The following is an 11,725-nucleotide window of genomic DNA, read 5'->3' as shown; positions in this document are numbered from 1 at the left end:
CGCGCTGCCTGCTCTGATGAACGCCATCGACGTGGAGATGCACCGTGGAAAAAGTTGAAGTTGCAGTTATTGGAAAGTCCTACCAAGGCCGCGCGGTAGGGGAATCATTCAAGGTTTCGCGGCGCGATGCTCGGGTCTTGGTTGCCATTGGCAAGGTTTCCGCACCGGAAGGTTACCTTCGCCGGGATATGGTTCCCGGGCCTGGTGGCGCAGCCCAGGCGCCGGAGGATTCGCAGCTTATCTCGGCTGCCGTCCGCAAGGCCGCCGAAGACGCGGGGCTGGTGGTTGAAAGTATCTTCGGTACCGGCAAGGACGGCCGAGTCACCAAGTCCGATGTCGATGCCGCGATTGAGCTGGCCGGCAAACAACAGGAGTGACCCATGCGCCTTTTCGGCTTTGAGTTAAAGCGTGCAGTACCGGCGCCCGTGGATAGCCGAAATGGTGGCTGGTTTCCTATTATCCGGGAGCCCTATGCGGGTGCCTGGCAGAAAAATGATGAGTGGAAGGCCGAAACGGTATTGGCCTATCACGCTGTCTATGCGTGTATCACTCTTATCGCGGCCGACGTTGGAAAACTTCGTCCCAGGCTTGTCGAGTTGGATGGCGGTGGCATCTGGTCCGAAATCACCAGTCCGGCGTTCAGTCCGGTTCTGAAAAAACCGAATCGGTATCAGAACCACATCCAGTTCAAGCAGTGGTGGGTGATGTCGAAACTCTCCACCGGCAACACGTACCTGTTGAAAGAACGCGATAATCGTGGAGTGGTTGTCAGGCTGTACATCTTGGACCCATGCCAGGTCACTGTCCTGGTCACTCCTTCGGGCGATATCTACTACCGCCTGAATGCCGACGATTTGAACGGCATTGGCAGTGAGGGACTGACGGTCCCAGCAAGCGAGATCATCCATGATCGGATGAACTGTCTGTTTCATCCACTGGTGGGTATTTCGCCGCTGTATGCGTGCGGCCTGGCAGCGAGTCAGGGGCTGAAAATCCAAAACGACTCGGCTCAGTTCTTCGGTAATGGCGCCAAACCGGGAGGGATACTCACCGCGCCGGGTGCGATCTCAGAAGACACGGCTCAGCGCCTGAAGGCTCACTGGGAGGTCGGCTACACCGGGGAAAACTCCGGCAAGGTGGCGGTGGTGGGTGATGGCCTGAAGTTCGAAGCCATGCGCATGACCGCGGTTGACTCGCAGATGATCGAACAGCTGCGGATGACGGCCGAGGTCGTGTGTTCCACGTTCCATGTCCCGCCATTCAAGGTAGGTATGGGCGCGATTCCGGCGGGCCAGAAGGTCTCGGATCTGAACCAGATCTATTACGACGACTGCCTGCAAAGCATGATTGAAGAAATGGAAGCCTGCCTGGATGAAGGCTTGGCTCTCCCAGCGAACTACGGCGTCGAACTGGACCTCGATGGACTGCTTCGGATGGATATGGGCAGCTTGGTGGAAACGCTCAAGGCAGCGGTTGGTGGCTGCCTGATGGCGCCCAACGAAGCGCGCCGCCGTCTGAACCTAAAGCCGGTAGCTGGCGGGGACTCGGTATTTTCCCAGCAGCAGAACTTCAGTCTTGAAGCGCTGATGAAGCGTGACCAAGACGATCCGTTCTCGAAACCGGCTACTCCCTCTTCCGCAACTCAGGCGGCCACCGCTGCGCCTGAACCGGCAGAAAAAGATATTGAAGATCAGGCCAGAATGTTGGCGCTGTTCATTGAAAAGGAGCTGACCATTGAACATTCGCGAGCTTGAAGCCCAAGCGAAAGCGCTGGCACCAGTGCTGCGCGGATTTGTAGACAAGGCGCTCTCGGCGTTTCGCAGTGACTTGAAAAAAGACCTGGATGCGCGTGACGAGAGCCTGCGCTCGGCCGTATCGAAAAGCCTTGAGGGTGTCCTGACCGACATCGACGAGGTCGCGCGGGCGGCTTCGGCACTGATTGAAAAGCCGAAAGACGGCGAGCCAGGGAAGGACGCTGATCCTGAGTACGTCCGGCAACTGGTAGAAGCAGCGGTAGCAGAACTGCCTGCGCCTAAAGACGGTAAGTCGGTCACGGTCGAGGATGTCCTTCCCGGCATCACTGACGCTCTAGAAAAGGCTATTGCTGACCTCCCAGCAGCTAAGGACGGGGAAAGCGTTACGGCTGAAGAAGTGCAAGCGCTTGTCGATGATGCGGTATCCAAATGCATGCAGGCCATGTCGCTCCCCAAAGATGGCGAGCCGGGACGGGATGCAGCTCACATCGAAATTCTGCCAGCGGTCGATATCGCGAAGTGCTATCCGCGCGGGACCTACGCCAAGCATCTTGGAGGCTTGTGGCGCAGCTACGAAGCGACCGTAGGTCTGAAGGGTTGGGAATGCATCGTTGAGGGAGTGGCCTCCATTGGTATTGAGCAGAGCGGTGATCGCTCCTTCAAGGCTGTAGCGACTTTGTCCAGCGGTAGGACTGAAGAGAAAAGCCTTACCTTCCCATTGATGATTTACCGCGGCGTGTTCGGCGGTGGTGATCATGCACCTGGTGACACCGTTACTTGGGCAGGCAGCCTTTGGCATTGCGATGAGCCGACCAGCGACAAGCCTGGCGAAACTGGAAGTAAGGGCTGGCGCCTGGCGGTCAAAAAAGGCCGCGACGGAAAAGACGGTATCAACGGAAAGGACTTGACCAAGGGAGTATCGATCAAATGATGCTCATTACCCTGGAAGAGGCCAAGCGTCACCTGCGCGTCGACGATGAGTCAGACGACAGCGACATCACGCTAAAAACGCACGCTGCGAGCGGTACCGTCCGAAACTACCTTAAGTCGGCTGCAGATATATATTTCGATGCTGATGGAGCTGTGATCGCGGATATGGTCCCGTTCGAGGTGAAAGCGGCAACCATGCTGATGCTTGGCTATTTGTACAAAGATCGCGACGAAAACGCCGATGGTGCCTTCGAGCAAGGTTATCTGCCGAAGCCCGTCACAGCCCTGCTGTATCCGCTGCGCGATCCGGCTTTCGCATGAGCTTGCGAGCAGGTCGCCTGCGCCACAGAATTAATATTCAAAAGTCTGAGCCGGTCCAGGACCAGCAAACCGGCGAGATGATCGACGTATGGGTGAGTCTGGTCGAGGTTTGGGCGTCAGTAGAGCCCCTAAGCTCGCGCGACTTGATTGCAGCCCAGGCAGTCCAGTCCGAGATAGTCGCCCGGGTCCTCATAAGAGCCCGCCCCGGAATAAATTCCGCCATGCGCGTGATCCATCGCGGGGTCGTCTATGTGATCAAAGGTGATCCGCTGCCAGATCGTGAATCCGGTCTGGAGTATCTAACGCTAATGGTCGCTGCGGGGGTGCTCGATGAGTGATCGGATTCAGTTCAAGCTCAAGGGTGCCGATGAGCTGTCAGCCAAGTTCAAGGAGCTCTCGGAAGGGATGCGGAACAAAGTGGCCCTGCCTGCCGCGAAAGATGCGATGGACATTGTGCTGATCGATGCGAAGGACCGCGCCGCTCGGGTGGACGACCCGACAACCCCGAATTACATCCCGGCCAACATTGCGCTGATCGAGCGCAAGAAGATCGGTGAAGAGATGGGCGCAGTTGTTGTGTCCGTCGGCGTTCGGAAGAAAAAGCGCGGGCAGGGTGGCGGCAACACGTTCTATTGGTGGTGGGTTGAGCTCGGCACCGAGAAAACACGCGCACGGCCATTCATGCGGCCTGCGCTGGCGAACAACAAGGAGGCGGTCTTCAAGGAGTTCCTGAGCTCGGCCAAGTTTCAGCTGATTAAGCTGGGGGTGAATTGATGTACCCGCCACTCTTCGCGGTTTGCTCCGCAGATCAGGCCGTCACTGCATTGCTGGGCACCGGCACTACACGCATCTATCTGTTCGGACTGGCTCCGGACAAGGTCGTCAAGCCCTACGTGGTTTGGCAAAGCATCGGCGGATCGCCAGAGAACGTGCTCAGCGGCCGCCCTGATATGGACGGTCACGCGCTTCAGGTCGATGTGTATGCATTGACCGCGCAGTCTGCAAGAGAGGTCGCTACCGCGATCCAGCGCGCCATTGAACTGGAATGCACGATCACGGGCTACAACGGAGAGTCACGCGACCCCGTCACGATGAGTTATCGCAGCAGCTTTGACATCGACTGGATTGTCAGCCGATAGCACCAAATATCTCTGAATCATCAAGAGCCCGCCCTTCAGCGGGTTTTTTTATGTCCGCAAGAAATGACTTCCAGTGAAGTCGAGGAGTTTACATTGAGTATCAAAACGCAAGGTACGGACCTGTACGGCATCGACCCGGTCCTCGGCAACGTGATTTTCGTCAGCTGTGTAACGTCGATTGACGGCATCGACTCGACGCTGGATCAGATCGAAACGACCTGCCTGGGTGACGATGCTCGCGAGTACGAAGCAGGCCTGGCCACTCCCGGCACCGGTAGCTTCGGTATCAACACTGATTCGCGCGACCCGGTTCACGTCCGTTTGCACGAAATCAAACGCCTGGGCTTGAAAATGAACTGGGCTGTTGGCTGGTCTGACGGTCGTGTTGATGGTGTCGGCATTCCACCAACTGTTGGCGTTGCTGGCCAGATCGCGGCGCTCAGCCTCACCAGTGCGGGCACCGGTTACACGACCGCTCCCACTGTGGCCTTGACTGGCGGCGGCGGTACTGGTGCAACAGCAACTGCAACGGTCGCTGGTGGTGTGGTTACCGGTTTCAACATCACCAGCGCAGGCACCGGCTACACGTCGGCCCCGACTGTCGCTTTGACGGGTGGCGATGGCACTGGCGCGACAGCTACGTCCGTGGTTTCGGTTGCTGGCGACTTCGACCTGCCATCCACTCGCACCTGGATCACTTTCCGGGGCTTCATGAACAGCTACCCGTTCAGCTTCGCGCAGAACGACGTTGTTAAATCCACCGTGGGCATCCAGATTTCTGGCGACCCAATGCTCATCGCGAAGGTTGCTTAAACATGGCGAACTTGACCATTGCTTCACTCATCGCGGCGGGCGCCTTTGCTGAAGCCCCGATGAAACAAGAAATCACGTGGGAGTCGGGCGGCAAAGTAAATAAGGCTGCGGTTTACGTCCGTCCGGCTTCTTACACCACCGTGACCCAGGAATGGAAAGGCATCCACGAAAATCAGGATGCCGTAGCCGGCCGAATCGCTGGCTACATCTGCAACCAAGATGGCGAGCAGATCTTCTCCGTGGACGATGTCTTGGGTAAGGCGGAAGAGGGTCGCGGTGAGCTCTGTGCCGAACTGACCGTGGCGCTGTTCGCGGCGATCAATCGGGCCAATAACCCGCCAGTGACGGCGGAAAAAAAGTCCCCGAAGAGTTCTGGCACCAAATCGTCCTCGCCGGAATCGGCGGCAGAACCATCGCCGAAGCCAAGCGAAACCTGAGTTACCTGGAAGCGCTTGATTGGATGGAATACATCAAGCGCAACGGGGGACTGAACGTCGCGTCTCGCATGGAGCAGGGCTTTGCCTTGCTCGCCATGATGATCAATCGATCTGTTGGCGGTAAGGCCGAGCTTGAGGACTTTCTGCCTGACAGGAGCCAGCCAGAGCCAGAAGTTGAGGGCGAAGAGGCTTCAGCGTCAGCGCAGGATGTGTTCCTGCTGTTGCGGGGATTGGCGAAGCCAGAAAAGTAACGCCTGCCGGTGGTGGGCGCCGCTCACTGCCAAGGGCGGCGACCATGCTAGAGTCGCAGCTCAACTATGGAGGGCTGTGCTGTGCGTGGATTTGGTTTCGTTGTCCTAGTAGTCGGCATCATCGCGCTGTTGGCGGCCATGAATATGGATGTCTCTGTCGCTTCCGGCGCGGGTCGAGTGAACAATCTCGGACTGATGTCTGAGAGGCAAAACTTCACGATGATTGCAGGTTTAGCAGTTATCGCGGGGCTCATGATGGTTATCTTCGGCAGTAAAAAGCCGGCGGCAATAATCGCTCATGCTGCAGATTCCGGATATGACACGCGCGCATGCCCATTGTGCGCAGAAACAATCAAGCGCGCGGCCATCAAGTGCAAGCACTGCGGCGCGGATGTTGGGCAGGCGCAAGTTACCCCGGTCAAACCTTCGCTTCGATTCGGATGGGTTGCACGGGTGATCTGCTCCGATCAGGAAGAGCGCGATCGAGTAACTGCAGCAATTCAGGAGGCCGGATTCCCTGTCGTCGAGATGCATAAGGTCGGCGGATTAGCTGCTGGGGCTTATGAAAAGAAGCCGCAGGCCGAAGAGGTTGCCGCCTATCTGGAGGAGCATCTCGGATATGCAGTCACGGTAATGTTCCGTGACAAGGTCAGTGGCGACTACAGCTGACCGCCCCAAATTTTAAAGCCCGCCCCTGAGCGGGCTTTTTATTACCCACAAACCGGCCATTGCCGGTTTTTTTGCGCCTGGAGATTAGTATGGCAACAGATAGCCTTGGCCAGCTGACGGTCGATCTTGTTGCTAATACTGGCAGCTTTGAAAAGGGTATGGACCGCGCCCAGCGGTCATTAAAAGCAGCGACAAAGGAAGCGGCTTACCAGGGCAATCAGCTTGAAAAACTGGTTGGCCAGATTGATCCGGTCACCGGCTCTCTTAACCGGCTGGATAAACAGCAAGAGCAACTCAACTCTCACTTTAAGGCTGGCCGTCTTCCTATTGAGGATTACCGTCAGTTCTCTAAAGTGCTCGACGCTCAGAAAGCCGCAGCCGAAACCGCTGGCACTGGACTGGGGAAGCTTGACCGCCAATTCGCGGCCAACGGGCAGACCCTCAAGCAATATCAGAACAACCTGCGAGGTGTGCCCGCTCAGTTCACGGATATTTTCACGTCGCTGCAGGGCGGCCAGGCTCCTTTTACTGTTCTTATCCAGCAGGGCGGTCAATTAAAAGATATGTTTGGCGGCCTTGGGCCTGCCACTAAAGCTTTGGGCGGCTACGTCCTCGGCCTGGTAAACCCGCTCACTATCGCTGGCGCGGCAGCGGTTGCGCTGGCGGTTGCGTATAAGCAGGGATCAGACGAGTCTTCGGCCTACATCGCCGCGCTGAGCAGCACTAATAATTTCGCCGGCACCTCTGCAGACGGTTTGGCGACGTTGGCCGAGCGAGTATCTGACGTAACCGGAACGGTTGGTGCCGCGTCTGAAGTTCTGGCGCAGCTTGCCGGCTCTGGCAAGATCGCAGTCGGCTCGTTCGACATGATCGCCGTTGCTGCCCTGAAGACACAGTCTGCAACGGGTCAAGCCGCGTCTGAGATTGTTGCAAACTTCGTCAAAATCGCCGATGACCCGCTAAAAGCAATCATCAAGCTCAACGAGGGAATGAATTTCCTCAGCGAGACTGTCTACAGCCAGATTAAGGCATTCACCGACGCCGGCAATTCCCAGGCCGCCGCCGCTGCGGCGAATGCTGCATATGCGAGTGCGGTGTCCGAAAGTGCGGATAAGATCAAAGAAAACCTCGGTTACGTTGAGTCGTCATGGAATTTTGTAAAGGAAGCTGCTAAAGGCGCATGGGATGCGATGGCCGGGATCGGGCGAGATACCACGCTTGATGAGGGGATTAAGAAGGCGCAAGAGCTTGTAGACACGCTTGCTGCGGCCAAGAAGAACGCTCTACCTGGCACGCCATCCAATGCCATCAGGGAGGAGGAGGCCGCTGCTCACCTGACCTCGCTGCTTATCGAAAAGCAGGAGAAATTACGGCGGGAATCTTCTGCGCGCACATCCGCACAGCAGAAATCGGACGTGTTAGATGCGGCGATCTACGTCGACAAGGTGCACGCTGACGGATTCAGCAAAGAGGAGCAGCGGCTGAAGGCACGCGAAACCTACGAGCTTAAAATTGCGAAGCTGCGCGCGGGCGTCTCCTCGGGCAAAGTTCAAGCTGATGATCCACGGTTGGACGCCGAGCGGATTGCCAAAGACCTTGACGGCATCGACGAAAAATACAAAGAGAAGAAAGCAGCCCGCGCCAAAGCCTATATAGAAGACGCCGGCACCAAAGAACTCGACCAAGCAAAACAGCAGTACGCCGTTTTGCAGCAACAATCGCAGCAGATTGACGATCAGACCGGGAAGACCAAAACGCTTGGCGCCGCTCAGCAAGAGCTGATCAAGTGGGAGCAAGAGCTCTCCGACCTGAAGAACAAAGGCACGCTGACGGCCGCGCAAAAATCGCTGCTGTCCACCGCTGACCAAATCACTGCACAGAAAACGCTGAACGCCGAACTGGAGAAGGACACCGCATCGCGGATTGCGTCTGCCAAACAGGCCGCGCAAATGGCCGAGTTCCAGCAGTCGGTGGCTGACAACGTTGCGCGCTACCAGCAGGGCCTGGACAACCAAGTTGCGGGTATCGGCCTGGGCAGTGAAGGTCGGCACCGGCTGCAAGTAGATCTCTCCTTGCAGCAGGATTATGCCCAACAGCTTGAACGTCTTCGCCGCGATAAAATCGGCGGGAAGATCGATCAGGACACTTACGACAAGCAGACCCAGATACTCAAGAGCGCTCTCGAAGATCAGCTGCAGGCCACGCGCGACAATTATTCAAGGATGGATGCGGCGCGGGCAGACTGGACCAACGGCGCGAACGCAGCGCTGCAGGATTACGCATTCGAAGCGGCTGACATTGCTGGCCAGACCTACGACCTGGTGTCGGATGGTTTGAGCGGCATCGAGGACGCCTTCGTTGACCTGGCAACCACTGGCAAGTTCTCGTTCAGGGATCTTGCTGACTCGATCATTGCCGATCTGGCTCGCATCATTGCCAAGACGCTCATCGTCCAGCCGCTGATCGCGGCTCTGTTCGGCGGGGGCGGCGCGGGTGGCGGAGGGGCATCGCTCGGCGGTCTTGTAGGCTCGATATTTAGTGGCTCTTCCTCTGGATCTAGCAGCTCCAGCGGTTGGGGCGGGATGGTTGGCCTGGGTAAAGACCTGTACTCGGTTTGGAGCGCTGTCACTGGCGTTGGTGCAGATGTCGTCGCCGGCTGGGCAAGCGGCGGCCTCACCGGTGCGGTAACTGGTGGCATCAATTACTACGCGGGCCTGTTGAGCACCGCAACGTCTACATTTTCCACTGGCGTGACAAGTCTTGCCACAGCCCTTGGGCTTCAGACGGCCGCAACTACCGCAAGCACTGCTGCTGCAGGCACTGGGTACGCGCTGGGCGGTTCGCTTGTTTCGGGTACTGCTGGCTCGGCGACCTATGCGGCTGGCACCGGCGCAGGTTCCGGCGTGCTTGCATCTATGGGTGCTATGTGGCCGCTCGCTGTAGTGCTGGGCATGTATCAGTCCGGCAAGCTGTACGACGCTGGCGTCCGTCCCGATGCCGGGAAGGTTCGGGAAAGCGCAGGCGGCACTGCCTTGGGCAACATCGCTATGACGCCTGGCGTCCTTCAGGCAGGCTTTCTGGAGGGTGTGGATAAAGTCCTCGGGAAAGTGGTTGGCGGTAAATGGGCGGCAATTCTGTCCGGCTCAACCTTCCACCAGATGGTGTGGACCGCTGTCGGCAGCAAGCTATTTGGCACTGGATATAAAACCAAGGATGTTGGCATTCAGCTTGGCGTAGACGATGGCGTGTTCGACGCCTCGCAGTACGTTAAGCAGAAGAAAAAGAAGGGCTTGATATCCGGGTCGAACAAAACTCGATACCTGTCAAATGAGCTGGACGAGGGCACGGAAGACGCCCTCGGTTCTGCCTATAACGCCAAGATCCTTGGCGCCATGGGCATGTTCTCGATTCTGAGCATCAAGCTCAGCGATTCGGTGCTGGACGGTCTGGATATGGCCGCGACCCGGATCAGCACCAAGGATAAGACGCCCGAGGCCATCCAGTCCGAGATTGAGGCCTGGTTCGTCAGCTTGGGTGACTCGGCTGTGTCGGCCATCAACAAGGCCACCACCGCCGGATTGGACGGATACACGTTCTCGGGCCTGTCTACCTTCATCAACAATCTGGTCCAGGTAAACGCCGGTTTCGACCTGCTGAATCTGAAAATGCTGGGAATGACAGTTGCCGGCGGCAAGCTGGCGGAATCGCTGCTGATCGGCATTGGCGGCATGGAGCAGTTCAATACCAACGGCCAGAAGTATTACGAAGCATTTTTCAGCGACACGGAAAAGGCCGACGATACGCTGGCGGCAGTGACCAAGCAGTTCAAGGAAATGGGTTACACGCTGCCTGACACGCGTGATGGCTTCCGCGCGCTGGTCGAATCGCTCGACACCACCACGGAAGCGGGTGCAGCAGCAGCTCTAACGCTGATCAAGTATTCGGATGTGGCAGCAGCCAAGTACGCAATTGTTGAGCAGCGAGCCACTGCGGCAGCCGAAGCTCAGGCAGCTTTGGCAGCAACAAACGCCAACTACTACAGCCTGTTCACGACTGATGCGGAAAAGGCCAACGACAAGCTATCCGACATCACGGCGCAGTTTGCCGCGATGGGCCTGGCACTGCCGACGACCAATGAAGACTTCAAGAACATGGTCTACGCCGCTGGCCAGGCGGGTGCATCGGGCAAGAAGGCGTTCGACTTCCTGATGGGTTCGGCAGGCAATGCCAGTGATGCAATTGCGATTCTGGCGCAGCAATCGGCGACGCTGAGAACCAACGCAATCGCTGGCGCGACTGCGGCGTTCGGCACTCTGCAACGCTCGATCACCGCGCAGCAGAAGGATGCAGCGACGGCTTATAACGACACAAACACCGCCTTGACCGCGATGTCCACGACGGCATCGACTCTGGTGTCGGACCTGACCTCGGTCGGATCGAGCCTGAGCAGCGCACTGAAAAACCTGCGGGGCGATTCTGACGCTGCAGTGAAGATGCTGCGGGCCCAGGCCCATGCCACTTTGCAAAGTGCACTGGCCACGGCTCGCGCAGGCGGCTCGCTCGCCGGATTCACTGGGCTCGACGATGCGCTTGATACAGCATCCAACATGGATCCTGAACTGTACGCGTCGCTGGACGATTTCGAGCGGGAGCAGGGCCGTACCGCCAACGTCATTGCCGAACTGAACGAGATCAATGGCGATCAGCTCACGACGGCTCAGAAATCCCTCGCGGCCGTCCAGGTACAGATTGATCAGGCCAAACTGGCTTACGAAACGCAGCTTGGGCAGTTCGATCAAGAGCTGGCATTTGCCCAGGCTCAGCTCGACGTGCTTAACGGCGTAGACACGTCAATCCTGAGTGTCGCGGCAGCGGTAAATGCAATGAATGCGGCAGTTGTTGCTGCGCTCAGGACCAACACCGCAACTAGTGGCCCTGGGAGCGCGTCTGCTGCAACCCCGGCCGATAACGCCACCATGGTCAATACCGCCTACAAAGATATGCTCGGGCGTGATGCAGACGCAGCTGGCCTTGCCGCTTGGGTTGGCGCATTGCAAGGGGGAGCGTCTTACCAGCAAGTGGTGGAAGGGATTCGCGCTTCAGCTGCTGCAAACGGTCAGTTGCTCCCAGGTCACGCGCTCGGTACGAACAGCTGGGACGGCACACCGGCTCTGGTTGGTGAGCACGGCCCTGAGATTGTCATGGCCAACAACATCAGCTCCGCCACGATCTATCCCGCCCAGCGCAGTCGCTCGATTTTGAACGCGGGCAGCGCCGAATCCGCAGGGGCAGACACGGACACCGCGAAGTTTCGGGACAGGATTGTGAAAATCTTGAACGAAGTTTCACGCAATGTCGGCTGGCTCGATGTTTGGAACAGCGACGGCATGCCAGCGACAAGGACATAACCA

Annotated in this window: 12 protein-coding genes; all 12 read left to right on the top strand. The window is 57.7% G+C overall.

The annotated features are described in order from the left end of the window. Positions 1 to 44 precede the first annotated feature (44 nt). The 12 genes from AABC73_RS20540 to AABC73_RS20485 all read left to right on the top strand — a co-directional run bounded on the left by AABC73_RS20540 (position 45) and on the right by AABC73_RS20485 (position 11,722). Complete coding sequence (locus AABC73_RS20540) at positions 45 to 377, top strand: E3 binding domain-containing protein (protein ID WP_341520717.1); 333 nt, start codon at positions 45 to 47, stop codon at positions 375 to 377. A 3-nt stretch (positions 378 to 380) separates the two neighbouring features. After that, the gene (locus AABC73_RS20535; RefSeq protein WP_341520716.1) at positions 381 to 1,754 is read left to right on the top strand and encodes a phage portal protein; all 1,374 of its coding nucleotides are present in this window, start codon (positions 381 to 383) and stop codon (positions 1,752 to 1,754) included. Further along, positions 1,735 to 2,685, top strand: coding sequence for a phage portal protein (locus tag AABC73_RS20530; protein WP_341520715.1), 951 nt, complete (start codon positions 1,735 to 1,737; stop codon positions 2,683 to 2,685). Before AABC73_RS20535 ends, AABC73_RS20530 begins: the two co-directional genes overlap by 20 nt. Then, positions 2,682 to 3,005, top strand: coding sequence for a head-tail connector protein (locus AABC73_RS20525; RefSeq protein WP_341520714.1), 324 nt, complete (start codon positions 2,682 to 2,684; stop codon positions 3,003 to 3,005). Before AABC73_RS20530 ends, AABC73_RS20525 begins: the two co-directional genes overlap by 4 nt. Next, entirely contained in the window at positions 3,002 to 3,343 is a 342-nt protein-coding gene (locus AABC73_RS20520) for a phage head closure protein (protein WP_341520713.1), read from the top strand. The genes AABC73_RS20525 and AABC73_RS20520 overlap by 4 nt, the downstream gene beginning before the upstream one ends. Further along, a complete protein-coding gene (locus AABC73_RS20515; RefSeq protein ID WP_341520712.1) occupies positions 3,336 to 3,779 on the top strand; it encodes an HK97-gp10 family putative phage morphogenesis protein in 444 nt (147 codons plus the stop codon). Before AABC73_RS20520 ends, AABC73_RS20515 begins: the two co-directional genes overlap by 8 nt. Next, positions 3,779 to 4,144: a DUF3168 domain-containing protein gene (locus tag AABC73_RS20510; RefSeq protein ID WP_341520711.1), complete on the top strand. Its 366-nt coding sequence runs from the start codon at positions 3,779 to 3,781 to the stop codon at positions 4,142 to 4,144. The genes AABC73_RS20515 and AABC73_RS20510 overlap by 1 nt, the downstream gene beginning before the upstream one ends. A gap of 93 nt (positions 4,145 to 4,237) precedes the next feature. After that, the gene (locus tag AABC73_RS20505) at positions 4,238 to 4,957 is read left to right on the top strand and encodes a phage tail tube protein (protein WP_341520710.1); all 720 of its coding nucleotides are present in this window, start codon (positions 4,238 to 4,240) and stop codon (positions 4,955 to 4,957) included. 2 nt (positions 4,958 to 4,959) lie between these two features. Next, complete coding sequence (locus AABC73_RS20500; RefSeq protein ID WP_341520709.1) at positions 4,960 to 5,394, top strand: phage tail assembly chaperone family protein, TAC; 435 nt, start codon at positions 4,960 to 4,962, stop codon at positions 5,392 to 5,394. A gap of 23 nt (positions 5,395 to 5,417) precedes the next feature. Continuing rightward, positions 5,418 to 5,645, top strand: a complete 228-nt coding sequence (locus AABC73_RS20495; RefSeq protein WP_341520708.1) for a hypothetical protein — start codon at positions 5,418 to 5,420, stop codon at positions 5,643 to 5,645. A gap of 81 nt (positions 5,646 to 5,726) precedes the next feature. Beyond that, the gene (locus AABC73_RS20490) at positions 5,727 to 6,314 is read left to right on the top strand and encodes a hypothetical protein (RefSeq protein WP_341520707.1); all 588 of its coding nucleotides are present in this window, start codon (positions 5,727 to 5,729) and stop codon (positions 6,312 to 6,314) included. An 89-nt stretch (positions 6,315 to 6,403) separates the two neighbouring features. Next, positions 6,404 to 11,722 (top strand): phage tail tape measure protein, encoded by a 5,319-nt coding sequence (locus AABC73_RS20485; RefSeq protein WP_341520706.1) that lies wholly within the window; start codon positions 6,404 to 6,406, stop codon positions 11,720 to 11,722. Positions 11,723 to 11,725: the final 3 nt, after the last annotated feature.

The organism is Pseudomonas sp. G.S.17 (assembly GCF_038096165.1).
In the GTDB taxonomy this organism is placed as follows: domain Bacteria; phylum Pseudomonadota; class Gammaproteobacteria; order Pseudomonadales; family Pseudomonadaceae; genus Aquipseudomonas.
The sequence above is the reverse complement of the archived record's forward strand: the minus strand, read 5'-3'. Positions and strand labels throughout refer to the sequence as shown.